This is a genomic window from Paractinoplanes tereljensis, from assembly GCF_016862435.1.
GTDB lineage: Bacteria > Actinomycetota > Actinomycetes > Mycobacteriales > Micromonosporaceae > Actinoplanes > Actinoplanes tereljensis.
Window position 1 is genome coordinate 1 of record NZ_BOMY01000025.1, and the last position, 18835, is coordinate 18835.

Consider the following 18835-nt stretch of genomic DNA (forward strand, 5'->3'; position numbering starts at 1 on the left):
GCGGGTCGCGGTGCTGCTGCCCATCACGCTGCGCGTCGCGCTGCGGGTCGCGGTGCTGCTGCCCATCACGCTGCGCGTCGCGCTGCGGGTCGCGGCGCGGGGTCTGGTCGCGGAACTGGGGGTCGGGGGTGTTGGGCTGGCGGCCGTAGACGGGGGCGGAACTGCGGCGCTGGTCCGGCGCGGTGAGGCGGCCGGGCTGGGGCTGGCGGCGGTCGTCCTGGAGGTGGTCGGGCATGGCCATCGGGCGGTTCCACGACGGCTCGTCGCGCTGCGGCGAGGGCTGCGCGCCACCCGGGCCCGAGCTCGCGCCGGAACGCGGCGCGTAACCACCGGAGCTTCGGTCCTGCGGCGGGCGCTGGTCGTACGAGCGCGGCTCGTCCCGCTGGACGGGGGTGTGTGAATAGCGCTGCGGGGTCTCCTCGGGATGCGAGGCCTCGTAGACGGGGGTGTGCACGGCCTTCCGGCGGCCGGGGTCGCCGGGGTAGCGCTGGCCGGGCAGCGGCTCCCACTCCCAGGTGATCTCGTAGACCCAGGCGGGCTCGTCGCCCCAGCGGTCGTCGCCGATCTGCGAGCTCCAGCCGTTCATCGGGCAGCCAACAGCAAGCCCGGCGATTGGCGACGCTCCGTCACGGTCGAGTCCACTTCTCGTGCGAAAAATGTGCGGTGGCCGTCCGGAGACCCGGGTAGAGTCTCCCGGCTCCACTGCGGGGTTTGGAAGGAGATTAACGGCGTGGACCGGATTGGCGCCAGCGTGCTGACGATCTCTCCCGGTCGGCCGTTCCGCGCTTCCCTCACTACTTTCGGTGCACTGGTCTGGTCGGGTTTCCGGCGCTACGCGACCTATCGGCAGGCCACCATAGCCGGATCGTTCACCAACATAGTCTTCGGCTTCCTTCGCTGCTACGTGCTCTTGGCCGTAGCGGCCGGCGCGGTGGGCAATCGCCCGGCCGGGTATGACGTCGAGCAACTCGCGACATACGTCTGGGTGGGTCAGGGATTACTCGCTGTGACCGGAATGTGGGGTTGGGCCGAGCTGGCCGACCGGATCCGCACCGGAGACATCGCATCCGACCTGTTACGTCCGGTTCCGCCGGTCGTGTCGTACCTCGCGGCTGACCTGGGTCGTGCGTTGCACGGCGTCCTCACCCGTTTTCTCGGTCCGGTGCTGGTCGGGCTGCTGTTCTTTCCGCTGGTCACCCCGCAGCGATGGCAGACCGTCCCGTTGTTCGTGCTGTCCGTGCTGCTGGCCGTGGTGGGGTGTTTCGGCTGCCGATTCCTGATCAACGCGACCGCCTACTGGCTGCAGGACGCCCGCGGCCCGCAGATGCTGTGGACGCTCGGGTCGGGGGTGCTGGCCGGCCTCTACTTCCCGCTGCGGCTGCTCCCGGAGTGGCTGACCGTGACGCTGTGGGTCGCCACCCCGCTGCCGGGTCTGCTGCAGACCCCGCTGGACGTCCTGGTCGAACGCGACCCGCCGGCCTTGCAGGCCGGCCTGGTCGCCCTGCAGGCGATCTGGGCGGTGCTGCTCATCTGGCTGGCCACCGTGGTGCAGCGGCGCGCCGAACGCAAGCTGGTGGTGCAGGGTGGGTGAGATCCGGGCGTACGCGGCATTAGCCGGCGGGAAGTGGCGGTCGATGCTGTCCTACCGGGCGTCGTTCGCGGCCGAGATGCTGAGCAACGTCGGCGCCACCGTCCTCGACGTGACCACCGTGTTCGTGCTGTTCCGGGCAACCGCGCAGATCGGCGGGTTCACCCTGGCCCAGGCGATCCTGATGACCGGACTGACCGCGTTCGGGTTCGTGCTGGCCGACATGACCGTCGGCAACATCGACGACCTGAAGAGATATGTACGCACCGGTCAGCTCGACACCATGCTGACCCGCCCGCTGCCGGTGCTGCCGCAGCTGGTCTTCACCGATCTGCCGCTGCGCAAGCTGCTGCGACTGGTGTTCGGGGCGACCATCTACGGCATCGCGCTGGCCGCCAACGACATCGACTGGACGCCGGCCCGGGTGGTGCTGGCCGCGGTGGTGCCGGTCGGGGCGGCGTTCTTCTTCGGGGCGATCTTCGTGCTGACCGCCAGCTTCGCGTTCTGGTGGGTCGAGTCGGGGGAGATCGGCAACGGTTTCACCTACGGCGGGCGGGACTTCACGTCGTACCCGATCACGGTTTACAGCAACTGGTTCCGGGACCTGTTCGCGTACACCCTGGGCTTTGGTTTTGTCTCCTATCAGCCGGCGCTGGCGCTCCTGGGCCGGACCGATCCGCTGGGTCTGCCGGCCTGGGCCGGCTATGTGTCCCCGCTGGTGGCGCTGCCGGCGGTGGCGATCGCCACCGCGGTGTGGCGCGTCGGCATCCGCCACTACCGGAGTACGGGTTCATGATTCAGATGCGGGAACTGCGCAAGGACTTCACGGTACGGGTGAAGGCGGGCCGGCTGCGGCGGGAGAAACGCACGGTCTCCGCGGTCGACGGGATCGACCTGACCATCGAGCCGGGGGAGATGGTCGGCTACATCGGCCCGAACGGGGCCGGCAAGTCGACCACGCTGAAGATGCTGACCGGGGTGCTGTCGCCGAGCTCGGGCGAGGTGTCGGTGTTCGGGCTGACCCCGGTGCCGCAGCGCACCCGGCTGGCCCTGCGGATCGGGGTGGTCTTCGGGCAGCGGTCGCAGCTCTGGTGGGACCTGCCGCTGGGGGAGTCGTTCCGGCTGCTGCGGCACATCTACCGGGTGCCGGCGGCCGAGCACGAGGCCCGCCTGCGCCGCTGCCGTGGCCTGCTGGATCTCGACGCGTTCCTGGACACCCCGGTCCGTCAGCTGTCCCTGGGGCAGCGGATGCGCGGGGAGCTGACCGCGGCGCTGCTGCACGGGCCGCGGGTGCTCTTCCTGGACGAACCGACGATCGGCCTGGACGTGGTGAGCAAGCAGGCGGTGCGGTCGTTCCTGGCCGAACTGGGCGCTTCGGGGGATGTGACCCTGGTGCTGACCACCCACGATCTCGCCGATATCGAGCGGTTGTGCGACCGGCTGGTGGTGATCGACCACGGGCGGGTGGTCCACGACGGCACGATTGAGGCGTTGCACGCGCGGTACGGCTCGCGGCGGAGCCTGGTGGTCGAGCTCGACGAGCCGCTGCCGCCGGGTTTCACGCTGCCGGGCGCGTCGGTGACCGGCGTCGAGGCGGACGGCCACCGGGTAACGTTCGCGCTGGACGGCTCGTCGTCCGGCGCGGCGGTCGCCGCGCTGGTGGCGGTGGCCTCGGTGCGTGACCTGTCGGTGGTGGAACCGGACATCGAGGACGTCGTGGCGCGCCTCTATCAGGCGGGATGAGCTATGAACCCACTGCCCATCGTGGTTCTTCTGGTGCTGGCCACCATGCCGCGCGCGGCCGTCGGCCCGACCTTCGCGGTCGCCGCCTACCAGCCGCCCCGGGTCACCGGCGAAGCGAGCCGGACGATCACCTTCGACGGGCCGGCCGGTTCGCCGATCGACCCGGCGGTGTGGAACCACGAGACCGGCGGGGGCGGGTGGGGCAACGGCGAGCTGGAGACCTACACCGACAGCGCCGAGAACTCCTACCTCGACGGCGCCGGCAACCTGCGGATCTCGGCCTATCGGACCGGTACCGGCTTCACCAGCGCGCGGATCACCACCCAGGACAAGGTCGTGGTCCAGCCCGGCTCGTACGTCGAGGCGTCGATCGTCGCGCCGGTCGGCGCCGGAGTGTGGCCGGCCTTCTGGGCGATCGGCGCGAACATCGGCGAGGTGGGCTGGCCGGCCTGCGGTGAGCTGGACATCTTTGAGGGCACCGGGGCCACCCCGACCGAGGCCCACGCGGCCGTGCACCTAGCCGCGGCCGACGACCCGGCAACCGACAAATCGTATGGCTGGGGCGAACCGGGCGGCACCACCGACGTCGGCAGTTCCCTCGAAGACGGCCCGCACCGGTACGGCGTCTACTTCGACGACAAGATCGTCCGCTTCTACCTCGACCGCCGGCCGACCATGACGGTGCCGGCCACGGCCGCGCTCAACGCCGGTCGCTCGTGGCCGTTCGGCGGACCGCAATATCTGATTCTCAACGTGGCGGTCGACGGGACGACCGATAATTCCGCCACGGTGTTCCCACGCACCATGACCGTGCACCCGATCTCGATCTGGCACGGCGGTGTGCCCTTCTGACGAGGAGCTTCATGCTGCCGCCGATCCCCTTGATCGCCGCGGTCATGGTGGTTCTGCTCTCGATGTTCGGCACCCCCTCAGTGTCAGTTGACGACAGCAAGCCGGTGGAGGCCGTGCTCAACGGGTCCGCGTCGGTCAACCTCGACGGCTGGACGACCGCCGCCGAGCAGGGCACGATCGCGATCGAGCGGTTCACCGGCCGGACCGGCGCGCCGGAACCGACCGGCGTGCGGCTCAGCGCCGGCGGCAGCACCGGCGACTGGGCGTTCGCGATGGTCGCGATCCACCGGGGCTTCTTCGAGCCCGGCGAGTACTACCGGATGACCGCCTACCTGCGGGACCTCAAGGGCAAGGGCCGCGCCTACGGCCTGCTGCTCGCCAACGCCCAATATCAAAATCAACCCACCAGGACCGCCGAGTACGGCAAGCCGGCCGACACCAAGTGGGTCCAGGTCACCCGTACCTTCCTCGCGACCGGCACCGGCGGCACGGACACCGGGGTCTACCTGGCGCTCCCGTCCACCGGCTCGTTCCAGGTCGAGGTGACCGGGGTGAGCGTGCAGCGGGTCGATCCGCCGCTGCCACCGCAGGTGAAGGCCGGGACCGCCGCCACGACCAAGGTCAGCTTCGCCGGGAAGGCCGGTTCGCCGCCCGACCCGGACCTCTGGAACCACGAGACCGGCGGTGGGGGCTGGGGGCACGGCGAACCGCAGATCTACACCGCCAGCACCAAGAACGCCCAGCTGAACGGCGCGGGCGGGCTGGACATCACGGTCCGCAAGGACGGCAGCACGTACACCAGCGCCCGGCTCAACTCCAAGGGTGGCGTGACCGTGAAGTCCGGCTCATACCTGGAGGTGAAGGCCACCGGGCCGGCCGGCACAGGGGTATGGCCGGCCATCTGGCTGATCGGCACCGACGTCGACCAGGTCGGCTGGCCGCGGTGCGGCGAGATGGACGTGTACGAGGCGTCCGGCGGCACGCCGAACATCGCCCGCACCGCCGTGCACCTGCCGACCGCCGCCGACCCGACCAAGGAACGGGCGTACGGCTGGGCCGAGGCCGAGTCGCAGACCGACCTGGGCGAATCGGCCGACGCCGCGTCGCACCTGTACGGCGTCTACTTCTCCGGCAAGCTGATCCGCTTCTACGTCGACCGCAAGCCGGCGATGACGATCTGGGCGTCGGACGCCCTGGCGACCGGCCGCCTCTGGCCGTTCGGCAAGTCGATGTACCTGGTCATGAACATCGCGATCAACCCGCTCGTGGACTACTCGCAGACCGTCTTCCCGCGCACGATGACCATCCACGCGATCAACATCTGGGCCGGCGGCATCCCCTTCTAGGCGTGTTCCATCATGAGGACGGCCCAGGACGGCTCCAGGGCCTCGTAGTAGTGCGGCACGTCGCCGGGGAAGGCGATGTAGTCGCCCGGGCCGAGCTCGATCTGCCCGCCGGCCGGGCCCGCGAGGATGCGGCCGGCCGCGACCACCAGATGCTCGACGCTGCCCGGGATGTGCGCCTCGGCCTCGCGCGGCTGGCCCGGTTCCAGTTCGAGTACGTACAGGTCGCGGCGGGCGTGGGTCGACCCGGCCGCGAGCAGGGTGGCCGCGTACGTCGACTTGTCGGCCAGCAGCCGCGGGCCCTGACCGGCCCGGATCACCCGCACCTGACTGGTCGGCGGCTCGACGAGTCGGCTGAACGGCACGCCCAGCGCCACCCCGAGCGACCAGAGGGTCTCGATGCTCGGGTTGCCGGCGCCCGCCTCCAGCTGGGAGAGGGTCGACTTGGCCAGGCCGGCCCGGCGGGCCAGCTCGGCGAGGGAGATGCCGACGCGCTCACGTTCGCGGCGCAGGGCCGCGGCGATGGTGGCGAGCGGGGGTGCCGGCTGCTGCATGTTCGCTCCGTCGATCGTGTCGTTCGATTTGACGAACGTTGGCGTGTCGTTCAGTATTTCAAACCATGCGTACGGTACAGCGAACGGAAGCGGATCGGGCACTCCTGCGCGACGCCGCCACCATCGCCGCGGCCATGATCGCGGTGGGCGCGTCGTTCGGTGCCATCGCGATCGCGTATGGCCTGCCGACCTGGGTGCCGTTCCTGATGTCCACGGTCGTCTTCGCCGGTGGCTCGCAGTTCCTGGCGGTCGGCCTGCTCGCGGCCGGCAACCCGCTCGCCGCGCTGGTGGCCGGCCTGCTGCTCAACGCCCGGCACCTGCCGTTCGGGCTGGCCGTGTCCGAGGCCGTCGGCCCGCGCCTGCGGGACCGGCTGATCGGCAGTCACGTGCTGACCGACGAGGTGGCCGCCTTCACCCTGGCCGAGCCGGATCCGGACCGGCGGCACCGGGTCTACTGGATCATCGGGCTGACGCTGTTCACGTCCTGGAACATCGGCACCGCCCTCGGCGTGTTGCTGGGCGGCGCCACCGGCGACCCGGACGCGCTGGGCCTGGACGCGGCGTTCCCGGCCGCTCTCTTGGCCCTGATCATGCCGTCATTGACGGATCGCGCCACCCGCACGGTGGCCTTGACCGGGGCCGCGATCGCCGTCCTGCTGACCCCGGTGCTGCCCGCGGGCCTGCCGGTGATGTGTGCGCTGCTCGGTCTGCTGACTCTGGTCCGCCTGCCGCGTCGAAAGGAACGGTCATGCTGATCGCCGCGATCGTCGCGCTGGGTGTCGGCACCTACGCCATGCGGCTCGGCGGAGTGCTGCTGCGCGGGCGGCTCGAGCTCTCCGAGACGCTGCAGCGGCTGCTGCCGATGGCCGCCGCCGCGCTGCTGGCCGCACTGGCGGGCACGGCGGCGCTGATGGCCGGGACGGCGTTCGCCGGGGTCGCGCGCCCCGCGGGCGTACTCGTCGGGGGAATTCTGGCCTGGCGCAAGGCGCCGTTCGTCGTGGTGGTGCTGGCCGCCGCCGGAACGGCGGCCCTGTTGCGACTGGCCGGCGTCGACTAGATCTTGTCGCCCAGCTGGACCTGCGGCTTCGGGACGCGCATCCGGCGGAACGTGAGGCCCCGCATCACGCCGTAGAACTGCAGCGAGCCGACCCGCAGCTCGCTCTTCGGGAAGCGCTCCCGGACCAGCTTCTTGACCTTGCGGGCGATCAGCACGCTGTCGATGATCACCGCGACGGCCAGCAGCGCCCAGACGATGTTGCTGGCCAGCTGGACCTCGCGGATCTGGATCGTGGAGCCGATCAGCACGATCAGCGCGCCGCCGAAGAACCAGGTGCCGACCGTGCGCCGGGCGTCGATCAGGTTGCGGATCAGGGCCCGCTCCGGGCCGCGGTCGCGGGCGAGCAGGTAGCGCTCGTCGCCGTTGCGCATGCCCTCGGTCGCCTCGGCGCGCTCCACGCGCTGCCGCTCGCGCATCTGCTTCATCGCCTCGCGGCGGTTCTCCGGAGCCGGGGCGTTGACCTTGCGGCCGGTGTTCTGCCGCTTCGGCGTGGCCTGGCCGAGCTCCTTCTTGCTCGGCGTGTAGGCCTTCGGCCGGGCAGAAGGGTCGGTCACCTCCTCCGCGGTTTCGGGAGTGGCGACGTCGGCTGACTTGCGGCGAAAAAGCGAGGACACGCTAGGAGAGTAGCCAAGCGGCGCGGTAACAGTTACACCGCGCCGCTCATCGTGACGAAACCTTATGCATTTCTTCTGGGGTTTTCCGCCGCGGGTTAGCTCAGGCGTTCGACGTGCGCGCCCAGGGCGGCCAGCTTGTTCTCGAAGTCCTCGTAGCCGCGGTTGATCAGGTCTACGCCGTACACCCGGGAGGTGCCCTCGGCGGCCAGCGCCGCGATCAGGTGGGCGAAGCCGGCCCGCAGGTCGGGGATCACCAGGTCGGCCGCGTGCAGTTTGGACGGGCCGGCGATGACCGCCGAGTGCTTGAAGTTGCGGCGCCCGAACCGGCACGGGGTGCCACCGAGGCAGTCCCGGTAGACCTGGATGGTGGCGCCCATCTGGTTGAGCGCGTCGGTGTAGCCGAGCCGCTGCTCATACACCGTCTCGTGCATGATCGACAGGCCGCGGGCCTGGGTCAGCGCGACCACCAGCGGCTGCTGCCAGTCGGTCATGAAACCGGGGTGTACGTCGGTCTCCAGCGCCACCGGCTGCAGGTCGCCGCCCGGGTGCCAGAACTTGATGCCACCCTCGACGCCGGTGACCCCGGGCCGGCCGACCCGGTCATCGGTGACCTCGAACTCGCCGCCGATCGAGCGGAACACGTTCAGGAACGTCATCATGTCGGCCTGCCGGGCGCCGAGCACCTCGATCTCGCCCTTGGTGGCCAGCGCGGCCGCGGCCCAGCTGGCCGCCTCGATCCGGTCCGGGATCGGCTTGTGCGCGTAACCGTGCAGCTTGGGCACACCCTGGATCTCGATGACCCGGTCGGTGTGCACCGTGATGATGCCGCCCATCTTCTGCAGCACGCAGATCAGGTCCATGATCTCCGGCTCGATGGCGGCGTTGCGCAGCTCGGTGGTGCCCTCGGCGCGGACGGCGGTGAGCAGCACCTGCTCGGTGGCGCCGACGCTCGGGTAGGGCAGCTCCAGCTTGGCGCCGTGCAGGCCGTTGGGCGCGCTCAGGTGCATGCCCTCGGGCGCCTTGTCGACGACCGCGCCGAACTCGCGCAGCGCCTGGATGTGGAAGTCGATCGGGCGCGGGCCGATGTGGCAGCCGCCCAGGTCGGGGATGAACGCGCGGCCGAGCCGGTGCAGCAGCGGGCCGCAGAACAGGATCGGGATCCGGCTCGAGCCGGCGTGCACGTTGATCTCGTCGGTGCTGGCGCTCTCCACGTTCGTGGGGTCCATCACCAGCTCGCCGTCGTCGGCGCCGTCGGTGACCTTGACGCCGTGCAGTTCGAGCAGGCCGCGGACGACCTCGACGTCGCGGATGCGCGGGACGTCGAACAGGCGGCTCGGGGTCTCGCCCAGCAGGGCGGCGACCATCGCCTTCGAGATGAGGTTCTTCGCGCCACGGACCCGGATCTGACCTTGCAACGGCGTACCGCCGTGCACGACCAAGACGTCGTCGGTCAACGTAACCTCCAGCCGGCGGGCGATCGGGGCGCCCGAGTGTTTGTCGAGGGGGCAGAACGCGGGAGGGGGTACCCGATTCTGCAACCGGGGAAGCATAGCCCTGAGTGACGATTAGGGAAGTCGGCACAACGGTCACTTGGGGAGAAAGCATTACAGTCTTAAGTCAGATTTAGGGCGGCGGGTGGGGTGGCGGACGTGGCTAAGGCAACATTAAGGCGCCGCCCAGCGGACGGCGCCTTTGTCATCACTTAGGGTTACGGCAGGGCCAGCATTTGGTCGAGAGCCACCCGTGCGTGGTGTGCCGTGTCGGGGTCGACCGAGATCTGGTTCGGCACCCGGCCGGCCACCAGTTCCTCCAGCGCCCACACCAGGTGGGGCAGGTCGATCCGGTTCATCGTCGAGCAGTAACAGACGGCCCGGTCGAGGAACATGATCTGCTTGTCGGGGTGGGCCAGCGCCATCCGGCGTACCAGATTGAGCTCGGTCCCGACCGCCCAGCTCGACCCCGGCTCGGCCGCGTCCAGCGCCCGGATGATGTATTCGGTCGAGCCGACGAAGTCGGCGGCCCGCACCACGTCGTGCCGGCACTCGGGGTGGACCAGCACGTTCACGCCCGGAACCCGCTCGCGCACCTCGCGCACGCTGTCCAGGGTGAAGCGGCCGTGCACCGAGCAGTGCCCCCGCCACAGGATCATCCGGGCGTTGCGCAGCTGCTCGTCGGTCAGCCCGCCGCCCGGCTTGTGCGGGTCGTAAAGAACACAATCATCAAGATCAAAGCCCATTTCCAGTACGGCGGTGTTCCGCCCCAGGTGCTGGTCGGGCAGGAAGAACACCTTGGAGCCCTGCTCGAACGACCAGTCCAGGGCCCGCTTGGCGTTCGACGACGTGCAGACCACACCCTTGTTGCGCCCGACGAAGCCCTTGATGTCGGCCGACGAGTTCATGTAGGTCACCGGGACGATCTCACCGGTGATACCCAGGTCCTCGAAGCGCTCCCAGGCGGTCTCCACCTGGCCCAGCACGGCCATGTCGGCCATCGAGCAGCCGGCCGCCAGGTCGGGCAGGATGACCTTCTGATCGGGAGTGGTCAGGATGTCCGCGCTCTCGGCCATGAAGTGCACGCCGCAGAACAGGATGAACTCGGCATCCGGCCGGGCCGCCGCCTGCTGGGCGAGCTTGAACGAGTCGCCGGTGACGTCGGCGAACTGGATGACCTCGTCGCGCTGGTAGTGATGGCCGAGCACGAAGACCCGGTTACCGAGCGCGGCCTTGGCCGCGGTCGCCCGGGCGACCAGGTCGGGGTCGCTGGGAGCGGGAAGGTCACCGGGGCAGTCCACGCCACGCTCGGAGGCGGGATCGGTGCCACGGCCGAGCAGAAGAAGCGCGGTTGCCGTACTGGCGGGTTCGATCCAGGTCGAGGTCACGAAAGTCATCGTCGCACAGCGCGGGACGGTCATCTGCTTCGCTGAACGTGGCCTGCCACACTCAGGCGGTGCGCGTACTGATCTGTCCGGACAAGTTCGCCGGGACCCTCTCCGCATCCGCCGTCGCCGATGCGGTCGAGGCCGGCTGGTCCGCCTCCGACATCATCGTGAAACGGCCCCTCTCGGACGGCGGCCCCGGCTTCGTCGAGGTGCTCGCGGCCGCGCTGAACGGCCGGCTGATCCCGGTGGAGACGGTCGACCCGCTGGGCCGGCCGGCCCGCGGCGAGATCCTGCTGGCCGGCAACACCGCCTACGTGGAGAGCGCCCAGGCCTGCGGCCTGCACCTGCTGACCCGCGAGGAACGCGACCCCAACGTCACCACCTCGTACGGCCTGGGCCTGCTGCTGATGGCGGCGGTCGAGGCCGGCGCGGCCGAGGTGGTGATCGGGCTGGGCGGCTCGGCGGTCAACGACGCGGGGGCCGGCATGCTGGCCGCGCTCGGCGCCGCCCCGGTCGACGTGGCGGGCTACGCGCTGCCGTACGGCGGGGCCTACCTGAACGCGGCGGCGGCCCTGGCCGGCCCGCCCCGGCTGCGGCAGGTGCGGCTGGTCGCGGCCACCGACGTCGACAACCCGCTGATCGGCCTGCACGGCGCCAGCAAGATCTACGGCCCACAGAAGGGCGCCAGCGAGGAGGACGTCTACCGCCTGGACGCCGCGCTCGAGCAGTTCGCCGGCGTGCTGGAGACGGCGTTCGGGGTAACCGGCCTGGCGAACGCCCCGGGCGCCGGCGCGGCCGGTGGCATCGGCGCCGCGCTGATCGCCCTGGGCGGCCAGATCATCTCCGGCATCGGCCTGGTCACCGAGCTGATCGGGCTGGCCGGCGAGCTGGACGCGGCCGAGCTGGTGATCACCGGGGAGGGGTCCTTCGACCACCAGTCGCTGCGCGGCAAGGTGGTGGCCGGCATCGCGAACGGCGCCCGCGACCGGGGCCTGCCCTGCATCGTGGTGTGTGGCCGCAACGAGACCGGTTTCCGCGAGGCGGCCAGTGCCGGGGTCACCGAGACGGTGTCGCTCACCGATCATTTCGGGTCGGAGAAGACCGCCCTGGCCGAGCCCGCCCGGGGTCTCACCGAGATCGCGGGTGAACTTGCGCAACACTGGAGCAGGTGACCTGGGCCACCAGGATTGGGAATCATCCCGATCAGGGTTAGCGTTGGGCGGTACGGCAGATGACCGCACTTGGCAGGGAGATACGCAGTGACCACTGAAGCGCACATTCAGTCGACCGAGGCCGCCGCCCCGACCGGCGTCATTCTGACCGACGTCGCCGCGGTGAAGGTCAAGGCCCTGATCGAGCAGGAAGGGCGCGATGACCTGCGCCTGCGCATCGCCGTTCAGCCCGGTGGCTGCTCCGGCCTGCGCTACCAGCTGTTCTTCGACGAGCGCTCGCTCGACGGCGACGTGGTGAACGACTTCGACGGTGTCGGTGTCGTCGTCGACCGGATGAGCGCTCCCTACCTCGCGGGCGCGACCATCGACTTCGCCGACCGGATCGACGCCCAGGGCTTCACGATCGACAACCCGAACGCGCAGAACTCCTGCGCCTGCGGTGACTCGTTCCACTAAAGCACCGAATCCTCGTTGCAGGCCGTCCCGTTAACGGGGCGGCCTGCTGCGCGTAACGTGCCGGTAGGCTTCGCTCGTAACGCCCCCTTTCCCCAACCTCGAGGGCCGACATGAAGATCGCCGTCACCGGCTCGATCGCCACCGACCACCTCATGCACTTCCCGGGCCGGTTCGCCGAGCAGCTCATTGCCGACCAGCTGCACAAGGTCTCGCTCTCCTTCCTCGTCGACGACCTGGTGGTCCGGCGCGGCGGGGTGGCCAGCAACATCTCGTTCGGCATGGGCAAGCTGGGGCTGCGCCCGATCCTGGTGGGCGCGGTCGGCGCCGACTTCGCCGACTACCGGTCCTGGCTCGAGCGGCACGGCGTCGACTGCGACTCGGTGCACGTCAGCGAGGTGGCGCACACCGCCCGGTTCGTCTGCACCACCGACGACGACCTCAACCAGATCGCCTCGTTCTACGCGGGCGCGATGTCCGAGGCCCGCAACATCGAGCTGTCCCCGGTCAACGAGCGGGCCGGCGGCCTCGACCTCGTGCTGATCAGCGCGAACGACCCGGCCGCGATGATCCGCCACTCGCAGGAGTGCCGGGCCCGGGGCTTCAAGTTCGCGGCCGACCCGTCGCAGCAGCTCGCCCGGATGGACGGCAGCGACGTGCTGACCCTGATCTCCGGCGCCGAGTACCTGCTGACCAACGACTACGAGCGGTCGCTGCTGGAGACCAAGGCCGGCCTCACCGGCGACCAGGTCCTGGAGCAGGTCAAGATCCGGGTGACCACGCTCGGCAAGGACGGCGTCGAGATCACCGGCCGCGGCATCGAGCGCATCCACGTGCCGGTCGCCCGCGACGTCATCCCCGAGGACCCGACCGGCGTCGGCGACGGCTTCCGGGCCGGCTTCTTCGCGGCCATCGGCTGGGGCCTCGGCCTCGAGCGGGCCGCCCAGGTGGGCTCGCTGGTGGCGGCGCTGGTGCTGGAGTCGGTCGGCCCGCAGGAGTACGACGTGCGGTCCGAGGACTTCGCGAAGCGGTTCGCCGACTCGTACGGCGACGAGGCCGCCGCCGAGATCAAGCAGTTCCTCCCGACCGCCTGAGATGCTCGCCGTCTTCGCCGGGCTGCCGGGTGTCGGAAAGAGCACGCTTGCCGCGCGGGTGGCCACCGAGCTGCCCGCGGCGGTGCTCGCCGTCGACACCGTCGACTTCACGCTGCAGCGCTATGAGGTGACCGAACCGCGGCCGGGTTATGCGGCCTACGGGGTGGTGGCGGCGCTGGCCGAGGCGCAGTTGCGGATCGGCCACCACGTGATCATCGACGCGGTCAGCCCGGTGAAGGCAGCCCGGCAGCTCTGGATCGAGGTGGCCGAGCGGGCCGGCGTGCCGCTGAAGGTGGTCGAGGTCGTCTGCGGGGACGACGCCGAGCACCGGCGGCGGGTCGAGGCCCGCTACGCGTCCCGCGACCACGACAGCATCCCGGACTGGGTGCGGGTGCTGGAGCGGCAGAAGGAGTACGAGCCGTACCTGGGCCCGCGCCTGGTGGTCGATACCCACCTGGCCAAGGATCCGGTCGAGCCGGTGGTGGCGTACCTCAGCTGAGCCTGCGCACCTCGAAGGCGTTCGCCGCCGGGGAGCCCAGGTATTCCTGCTCCTTCATCCGGCACCAGGCCGGAATGTCGTTGGCCGCCGCCGGGTCGTCCGCGAGCACCCGGATCACGTCCCCGATACCGACATTTCGGATTTTGCGCGCTAAAGCGATCACCGGGAGCGGGCACTTATGCCCGAGGCAGTCCAGCTCGATCACATTCCCGCCTCGGCCCGGATGCCGGCCACCAGGCCCGGCAGCACCGACAGGAAGCGGTCGACCTCCTCGGCCGTCGTGCCGCGATGCAGCGAGACCCGCACGTTGCCGTGGCTGAGCACGCCCATCGCCTCCAGCACGTGGCTCGGCCGCAGCGTCGACGCGGTGCACGACGAGCCGGAGGAGACCGCGAACCCCTGCCGGTCCAGCGCGTGCAGCAGCGCCTCGCCGTCGACGTAGAGGCAGGAGAAGGTGACCAGGTGCGGCAGCCGCTCCACCGGGTCGCCGACGATCTCGACGTCCGGCACGGTCGCCGCCACCCGCTCGCGGATGCGATCGACCAGGGAAGACAACCGCACGGCCTCGGCCTGCGCCTCGCCCAGAACGGCGCGCAGGCTCGCCGCCGCGGCCACCGCGGCCGGCAGATCGAGAGCGCCCGGCAGGCCGGGGCGATAAAGATCATCCTGCGGGTACGGCGAGATCCAGCGCACACCCTTACGGACCACGAGCACGCCCACCCCCGGCGGACCGCCCCACTTGTGCGCGCTCGCGCTGAGCAGTGACCACCCGGCCGGCATCGGCACCCGGCCGACCGACTGGGCCGCGTCCACGTAGAGCGGCACCCCGGCCTCGGCGCAGTAGCCGGCCGCCGCGGCCACCGGCTGCACCGTCCCGGCCTCGTGGCTCGCCGAGATCAAACTGGCCAGGGCCACGCCCGGTGCCGCGACCGCCTGCTCCCAGGCGTCCAGGTCGAGCCGGCCCAGGCGATCGACGCCCACCTCGGTGGCCTTTCCCCGGGCCGCGGCGTGCAGGACGGCCGAGTGCTCGATCGCCGAATGCACCAGCGTGTCGCCCCGGCGGGCCCGTCCGGCCAGTCCACCGAGTACGGCCGCTTGCGCCGCAGCCGTACCCGACGGCCACAGTGACACCTCGTCCACCCGTACGCCCAGAGCCTCGGCGAACGCGGCGTGCGTCGCGTCCCGCAGCTGCTGGGCCCGCCGGCCGGCGGAATAGAGGCGGGCCGGATCGGCCCAGCCGTCAGCCAGCGCCGCGGTCAGCGCCTCGGCGGCCACCGGATGCAGTGGAACCGCGCTGGCCGCGTCCATATAAGCCGCCGTACCGGCGGGAACGCCCGTGTATTCCACCCTGCGAACGGTATCGTCCGGTTGTTGAGGTGTACCCGCGGCGGTTGAAGATCCGACCCCCGCAACCGAACGGTAGGGCCAGGTCGAGTAATCTGCGACCGTCGGTACGCCTTGCTGCCCAGTGTCTGATTTCGGGGCGGCGCGGCGCTGCTAAGGAGGCAAAAGCAGGTGGGCGCAAAGAGTTCGGCCGCACGGCCACGAGCGGCAGCCCGGATCGCCGGGCTCGGTCTCAGTGGTGCGGGGCTGCTGATGCTGCTCTCGGGCTGTTCCATTGAGGGCTTCGGGAAGGCATTCGGCAACTTCGGGTGGCCCAGCCGCGGCGTGAGCCTGCAGGCGCACAAGATGTATGACCTTTGGATCGCCTCGGTCATCGCGGCGCTGATCGTCGGCATCTTCGTGTGGGGCCTGATCTTCTGGTGCATCATCCGGTACCGCAAGCGTGGCGACGAGCTGCCCGTGCAGACCCGGTTCAACATGCCCATGGAGGTCCTCTACACGGTCACCCCGATCCTGATCGTGGCGGTGCTGTTCTACTACACCGCCATCGTGCAGACCGATGTGGACAAGCTCTCCAAGAACCCCGACCAGGTGGTCGAGGTCGTGGCGTTCAAGTGGCAGTGGCAGTTCAACTACCGCGACGGCATGGGCAAGGACGCCAACACGGTCGCCTCGACCGTCGGCTCGGCCGATGTCATCCCGCTGCTGGTGCTGCCGACCGGTGAGAAGATCCGCTTCGAGGAGACCAGCAAGGACGTCATCCACTCGTTCTGGGTGCCGGAGATGCTCTTCAAGCGCGACGTCTTCCCGGGCAGCGTGCGCAACGTCTTCGAGGTGACCCTCGACAAGGAGGGCCGCTACGTCGGCCGCTGCGCCGAGCTGTGCGGCACCTACCACGCCTTCATGCAGTTCGAGCTGGTCGTGGTCTCGCCGGACGACTTCGACAAATACCTGGCGGCGAAGAAGAGCGGTGCCACCACACAGGAGGCGATGATCGCGATCGGCAAGGAGCCGTACGCGGTTACCACCGAACCGCTGAACACCCGCCGCCAGTCGAGCAGCTGGAACCAGTCCAACACCGTCGCCGCGGGAAAGTAGGGGTCACTCCGTGAAGACCGAATACAAGATCTTCTCCGGTGTCGCCGGCTTCCTGTTCGCTGCGGCGGCCCTCTACGGCTTCTGGACGCACGGCGAGACCGGGCAGGTGGAGTGGATCGGCGTGGTCGCGCTGATCATGTCTGGGCTGCTCTGCTCGATGTGCGGTGGCTTCTTCTGGTTCGTGGCTCGGCGCATCGACCTTCGCCCGGAGGACCGGGAGGACGGCGAGATCGCCGAGGGGGCGGGGGAGATCGGCTTCTTCAGCCCTGGGAGTTACTGGCCGTTCGGGATCGCGCTGTCGGCTTCGATTGCGGCGCTTGGGCTGGTGTTCTGGATGTGGTGGCTGATCGCGGTTGGGCTGATTCTGGTCATCTTCTCGGCTTCGTCGATGCTGTTTGAGTACTACAGCGGGACTCGGCATACCGCCGAGCACTGAGCTCTGGCTGGGCTTGGTGGTTTGCGCTGCTGAGCTGGCTGGCTTCGCTTCGCTCAGCGGGCGCGGTCGCCTTTAGGTCAATGAGATGGGCCCGGTTTTCCAACGCCGCACACCCCGCGGCGTCGGAAAACCGGGCCCATCTCATTGACGGCGACCGCGCACGGGTTAAGTGGAACCACCCTCGTTGAGAAACAATGGGGGAGAGTGGTCAAGGCCATTGGTGGTTGCGGCCATCGGTGGTTGCGCCTGGTGGTTGCGGCCGTCAGGCCGCTCTGCGCTGGTGGGGGACCTGGGGGCGTTTGCCCCAGAGGTGGACGACGATCGGGGCCACTACCTCGGCGGCGCCGCAGCGGGTGCAGACCAGCTCGGGGCACTCGTCGTGGCCGTCGGGGCAGGGGGGCACCTCGAACATCATGTCGCCGTCGCAGATGACACAGCGCAGTTCGCGTTCCGACACGGGTGGCTCCTCTCTTCACCGGAAGCGGAATTACCCGAATGCGATTCAGACGCTGCCACGAAATCCGGGCATCTTGGAGCATTAGCGACGGCGTGTCCGCCGAGGATTTGTTATTCGGTGGCTTTCGCGGCCTGCGCCGCGGCCACCCAGCGGGCCAGCTGAGCCGTGGCGGCGCCCGAGTCGATAGTGTCCTGGGCGCGGGCGATTCCGGCCCGCAGCGTGTCCCTCAGGTCGCCCGGGAAGCCACCGTGCGCGGCGAACGCGGCCGCCACGTTGAGCACCACGGCGTCGCGCACCGGTCCGGCCTCGCCGGCGAACGTGCGGTGCGCCGCCTCGGCGTTGAACTTCACGTCGTCGCCGCGCAGGTCGGCCGGCTGGCTGCGGGGCAGCCCCAGCTCGACGGCGTCGATCACCAGCTCCTCGACGGTGCCGCCGGCCGCCTTCCAGATCCGGGTCGGCGCCGCGGTGGTGAACTCGTCCAGGCCGTCCTCGCCCCGCACCACCAGGGCCGAGTCGCCGCGCCGGGCGAACACCGCGGCCATCACCGGCGCCATCCGCAGGTCGAAGCAGCCGACCATGGCGGCGGTCGGCCGGGCCGGGTTGGTCAGCGGGCCCAGCACGTTGAAGAACGTGGGCACGCCCAGCTCGCGCCGGGTGACCGCGGCGTGCCGCATGCCGGGGTGGAAGCGGGCCGCGAAACAGAAGCCCATGCCGGCCTCGCGCACCGTGCGGGCGACGCCGGCCGGGCCCAGGTCGAGCGGGATGCCGAAGTGTTCGAGCAGGTCGGCGGTGCCGGTCGACGAGGAGGCCGAGCGGTTGCCGTGCTTGACCACGGTGACCCCGGCCGCGGCCGTGACGATCGCGGCCATCGTGGAGATGTTCACCGTGTTGGCCCGATCGCCGCCGGTGCCGACCACGTCGACCGCGTCGGTGCGGGTCTCCTCCGGCAGTTCGACCAGGGTGGCGGCAGCCAGCATGGCCTCGACCAGGCCGGCCAGCTCGGCCGGCGTCTCGCCCTTGGCGCGCAGGGCGATCGCGAACCCGGAGATCTGGACCGGCGTGGCGTTGCCCGCCATGATCTCGCCCATCGCCCAGGCGGTGTCGGCGGCGGCGAGTTCCTCGCCGCGCAGCAGGGCGCTAGTCAGGTTCGGCCAGGTGCGTGCGCCCATGGCGGGAGCCTCCGTCGGGGGGATGTGAAATTAGCCGAGGTGCCCGAGCGTGCCGAGCGGCACCGCGCCGTTGCGCCGGGCGCGCAGCATCGCGGCGACCGTCTGGCCGGTGGTCACCGGGTCGAGCGGGTAGGTCAGGGTGCCGTCCACCTGCGCGTACGCCGCGAGCCAGCGGTCGGCGGCACGGGCCAGCACGACGCAGACGGGCGGGGGAGTGGCGTACTCGTCCTTGGTCTGCCGGGCGATGCCCAGGCCGCCGGCGGGCGAGGCCTCGCCGTCCAGCACCATCAGGTCGATCTCGTACTTGTCCAGGATGATGCGGCACTCCTCCCAGGTGGAGGCGTCGACGAACTCGACCGCGAGGTCGATGGCGGGGCGGGTGCCGATGGCCATCCGGATCCGGTCCCGGACCGCGATGTCGTCGCTGTAGAGCAGGACCGTGTAGGTCTCCGGCCCGGAGGCCGCGGTTGAGTCGCTCATAAAT

At 70.1% G+C, this 18835-nt stretch carries 22 protein-coding genes and 1 pseudogene; 13 read left to right on the top strand and 10 right to left on the bottom strand.

The features are described 5' to 3' along the window. Window positions 1-586: pseudogene (locus tag Ate02nite_RS48820) on the bottom strand (hypothetical protein); the annotation flags it as partial. Between the two features lie 153 nt (window positions 587-739). Here Ate02nite_RS48820 and Ate02nite_RS18990 point away from each other — a divergent pair. Genes Ate02nite_RS18990 through Ate02nite_RS19010 form a run of 5 tightly spaced genes read left to right on the top strand, consistent with a single transcriptional unit; the run spans window position 740 to window position 5529 of the window. Further along, window positions 740-1591: an ABC transporter permease gene (locus tag Ate02nite_RS18990; RefSeq protein WP_438871226.1), complete on the top strand. Its 852-nt coding sequence runs from the start codon at window positions 740-742 to the stop codon at window positions 1589-1591. Beyond that, window positions 1584-2384: an ABC transporter permease gene (locus Ate02nite_RS18995; protein ID WP_203807325.1), complete on the top strand. Its 801-nt coding sequence runs from the start codon at window positions 1584-1586 to the stop codon at window positions 2382-2384. The genes Ate02nite_RS18990 and Ate02nite_RS18995 overlap by 8 nt, the downstream gene beginning before the upstream one ends. Beyond that, window positions 2381-3331, top strand: a complete 951-nt coding sequence (locus Ate02nite_RS19000) for an ABC transporter ATP-binding protein (RefSeq protein WP_203807327.1) — start codon at window positions 2381-2383, stop codon at window positions 3329-3331. Before Ate02nite_RS18995 ends, Ate02nite_RS19000 begins: the two co-directional genes overlap by 4 nt. A gap of 3 nt (window positions 3332-3334) precedes the next feature. Beyond that, a complete protein-coding gene (locus tag Ate02nite_RS19005) occupies window positions 3335-4183 on the top strand; it encodes a glycoside hydrolase family 16 protein (RefSeq protein WP_203807329.1) in 849 nt (282 codons plus the stop codon). An 11-nt stretch (window positions 4184-4194) separates the two neighbouring features. Next, window positions 4195-5529 (top strand): glycoside hydrolase family 16 protein, encoded by a 1335-nt coding sequence (locus Ate02nite_RS19010; RefSeq protein ID WP_203807331.1) that lies wholly within the window; start codon window positions 4195-4197, stop codon window positions 5527-5529. Here the strand turns inward: Ate02nite_RS19010 and Ate02nite_RS19015 are convergent. After that, the gene (locus Ate02nite_RS19015; RefSeq protein ID WP_203807333.1) at window positions 5526-6080 is read right to left on the bottom strand and encodes a helix-turn-helix domain-containing protein; all 555 of its coding nucleotides are present in this window, start codon (window positions 6078-6080) and stop codon (window positions 5526-5528) included. The two genes, Ate02nite_RS19010 and Ate02nite_RS19015, sit on opposite strands and share 4 nt — an antisense overlap. Before the next feature lie 65 nt (window positions 6081-6145). Between Ate02nite_RS19015 and Ate02nite_RS19020 the strand changes: the two genes are divergently transcribed. Next, a complete protein-coding gene (locus Ate02nite_RS19020) occupies window positions 6146-6835 on the top strand; it encodes an AzlC family ABC transporter permease (protein ID WP_203807335.1) in 690 nt (229 codons plus the stop codon). Beyond that, the gene (locus tag Ate02nite_RS19025) at window positions 6829-7137 is read left to right on the top strand and encodes an AzlD domain-containing protein (protein ID WP_203807337.1); all 309 of its coding nucleotides are present in this window, start codon (window positions 6829-6831) and stop codon (window positions 7135-7137) included. Before Ate02nite_RS19020 ends, Ate02nite_RS19025 begins: the two co-directional genes overlap by 7 nt. Here the strand turns inward: Ate02nite_RS19025 and Ate02nite_RS19030 are convergent. From Ate02nite_RS19030 to nadA, 3 genes are all read right to left on the bottom strand, one after another. After that, window positions 7134-7751 (bottom strand): DUF3043 domain-containing protein, encoded by a 618-nt coding sequence (locus tag Ate02nite_RS19030; protein ID WP_203807340.1) that lies wholly within the window; start codon window positions 7749-7751, stop codon window positions 7134-7136. The genes Ate02nite_RS19025 and Ate02nite_RS19030 overlap by 4 nt on opposite strands. A 95-nt stretch (window positions 7752-7846) precedes the next feature. After that, window positions 7847-9205 (bottom strand): UDP-N-acetylglucosamine 1-carboxyvinyltransferase, encoded by a 1359-nt coding sequence (murA, locus tag Ate02nite_RS19035; protein ID WP_203807342.1) that lies wholly within the window; start codon window positions 9203-9205, stop codon window positions 7847-7849. A 254-nt stretch (window positions 9206-9459) separates the two neighbouring features. Further along, window positions 9460-10629: a quinolinate synthase NadA gene (gene nadA, locus Ate02nite_RS19040; protein ID WP_203807344.1), complete on the bottom strand. Its 1170-nt coding sequence runs from the start codon at window positions 10627-10629 to the stop codon at window positions 9460-9462. Between the two features lie 68 nt (window positions 10630-10697). Here nadA and Ate02nite_RS19045 point away from each other — a divergent pair, with 68 nt between their 5' ends. The 4 genes from Ate02nite_RS19045 (at window position 10698) to Ate02nite_RS19060 (ending at window position 13847) form a co-directional block, all read left to right on the top strand. Then, on the top strand, window positions 10698-11801 hold the full coding sequence (locus Ate02nite_RS19045) for a glycerate kinase family protein (protein ID WP_203807346.1): 1104 nt from the start codon (window positions 10698-10700) through the stop codon (window positions 11799-11801). A gap of 87 nt (window positions 11802-11888) precedes the next feature. Then, window positions 11889-12257, top strand: a complete 369-nt coding sequence (gene erpA, locus Ate02nite_RS19050) for an iron-sulfur cluster insertion protein ErpA (protein ID WP_203807348.1) — start codon at window positions 11889-11891, stop codon at window positions 12255-12257. A 110-nt stretch (window positions 12258-12367) separates the two neighbouring features. After that, a complete protein-coding gene (locus Ate02nite_RS19055) occupies window positions 12368-13348 on the top strand; it encodes a carbohydrate kinase family protein (RefSeq protein ID WP_203807350.1) in 981 nt (326 codons plus the stop codon). 1 nt (window position 13349) lies between these two features. Next, entirely contained in the window at window positions 13350-13847 is a 498-nt protein-coding gene (locus tag Ate02nite_RS19060) for a P-loop nucleotide/nucleoside kinase family protein (protein ID WP_203807352.1), read from the top strand. Here Ate02nite_RS19060 and Ate02nite_RS19065 read toward each other — a convergent pair. Both Ate02nite_RS19065 and Ate02nite_RS19070 read right to left on the bottom strand, forming a co-directional pair. Then, window positions 13840-14052: a sulfurtransferase TusA family protein gene (locus tag Ate02nite_RS19065; protein ID WP_203807354.1), complete on the bottom strand. Its 213-nt coding sequence runs from the start codon at window positions 14050-14052 to the stop codon at window positions 13840-13842. The two genes, Ate02nite_RS19060 and Ate02nite_RS19065, sit on opposite strands and share 8 nt — an antisense overlap. Then, entirely contained in the window at window positions 14049-15155 is a 1107-nt protein-coding gene (locus tag Ate02nite_RS19070; RefSeq protein WP_203807689.1) for a cysteine desulfurase family protein, read from the bottom strand. The genes Ate02nite_RS19065 and Ate02nite_RS19070 overlap by 4 nt, the downstream gene beginning before the upstream one ends. Before the next feature lie 288 nt (window positions 15156-15443). On the opposite strand from Ate02nite_RS19070, the gene ctaC reads away from it, so the two are divergent. Beyond that, entirely contained in the window at window positions 15444-16289 is an 846-nt protein-coding gene (gene ctaC / locus Ate02nite_RS19075; RefSeq protein WP_203807691.1) for an aa3-type cytochrome oxidase subunit II, read from the top strand. Between the two features lie 10 nt (window positions 16290-16299). After that, window positions 16300-16725 carry a cytochrome c oxidase subunit 4 gene (locus Ate02nite_RS19080; RefSeq protein WP_203807356.1) on the top strand — a complete coding sequence of 142 codons (426 nt, stop codon included), beginning with the start codon at window positions 16300-16302 and terminating at the stop codon, window positions 16723-16725. A 262-nt stretch (window positions 16726-16987) separates the two neighbouring features. Here Ate02nite_RS19080 and Ate02nite_RS19085 read toward each other — a convergent pair whose 3' ends face one another. The 3 genes from Ate02nite_RS19085 to Ate02nite_RS19095 form a co-directional block, all read right to left on the bottom strand. Further along, window positions 16988-17182, bottom strand: a complete 195-nt coding sequence (locus Ate02nite_RS19085) for a hypothetical protein (RefSeq protein WP_203807358.1) — start codon at window positions 17180-17182, stop codon at window positions 16988-16990. Between the two features lie 110 nt (window positions 17183-17292). Continuing rightward, entirely contained in the window at window positions 17293-18351 is a 1059-nt protein-coding gene (gene trpD / locus Ate02nite_RS19090; protein ID WP_203807359.1) for an anthranilate phosphoribosyltransferase, read from the bottom strand. Window positions 18352-18381: 30 nt separating this feature from the next. Continuing rightward, the gene (locus Ate02nite_RS19095; protein WP_203807361.1) at window positions 18382-18831 is read right to left on the bottom strand and encodes a hypothetical protein; all 450 of its coding nucleotides are present in this window, start codon (window positions 18829-18831) and stop codon (window positions 18382-18384) included. Between the last annotated feature and the right edge of the window lie 4 nt (window positions 18832-18835).

Coding starts and splice junctions, on each gene's coding strand:
- Ate02nite_RS19095 (WP_203807361.1), bottom strand. CDS start 18,831: ATGAGCGACTCAACCGCGGCCTCCGGGCCGGAGACCTACACGGTCCTG.
- Ate02nite_RS19015 (WP_203807333.1), bottom strand. CDS start 6,080: ATGCAGCAGCCGGCACCCCCGCTCGCCACCATCGCCGCGGCCCTGCGC.
- Ate02nite_RS19000 (WP_203807327.1), top strand. CDS start 2,381: ATGATTCAGATGCGGGAACTGCGCAAGGACTTCACGGTACGGGTGAAG.
- Ate02nite_RS19055 (WP_203807350.1), top strand. CDS start 12,368: ATGAAGATCGCCGTCACCGGCTCGATCGCCACCGACCACCTCATGCAC.
- Ate02nite_RS19020 (WP_203807335.1), top strand. CDS start 6,146: ATGCGTACGGTACAGCGAACGGAAGCGGATCGGGCACTCCTGCGCGAC.
- Ate02nite_RS19070 (WP_203807689.1), bottom strand. CDS start 15,155: ATGGACGCGGCCAGCGCGGTTCCACTGCATCCGGTGGCCGCCGAGGCG.
- Ate02nite_RS19010 (WP_203807331.1), top strand. CDS start 4,195: ATGCTGCCGCCGATCCCCTTGATCGCCGCGGTCATGGTGGTTCTGCTC.
- trpD (WP_203807359.1), bottom strand. CDS start 18,351: ATGGGCGCACGCACCTGGCCGAACCTGACTAGCGCCCTGCTGCGCGGC.
- Ate02nite_RS19025 (WP_203807337.1), top strand. CDS start 6,829: ATGCTGATCGCCGCGATCGTCGCGCTGGGTGTCGGCACCTACGCCATG.
- Ate02nite_RS19060 (WP_203807352.1), top strand. CDS start 13,350: ATGCTCGCCGTCTTCGCCGGGCTGCCGGGTGTCGGAAAGAGCACGCTT.
- Ate02nite_RS19005 (WP_203807329.1), top strand. CDS start 3,335: ATGAACCCACTGCCCATCGTGGTTCTTCTGGTGCTGGCCACCATGCCG.
- ctaC (WP_203807691.1), top strand. CDS start 15,444: ATGCTGCTCTCGGGCTGTTCCATTGAGGGCTTCGGGAAGGCATTCGGC.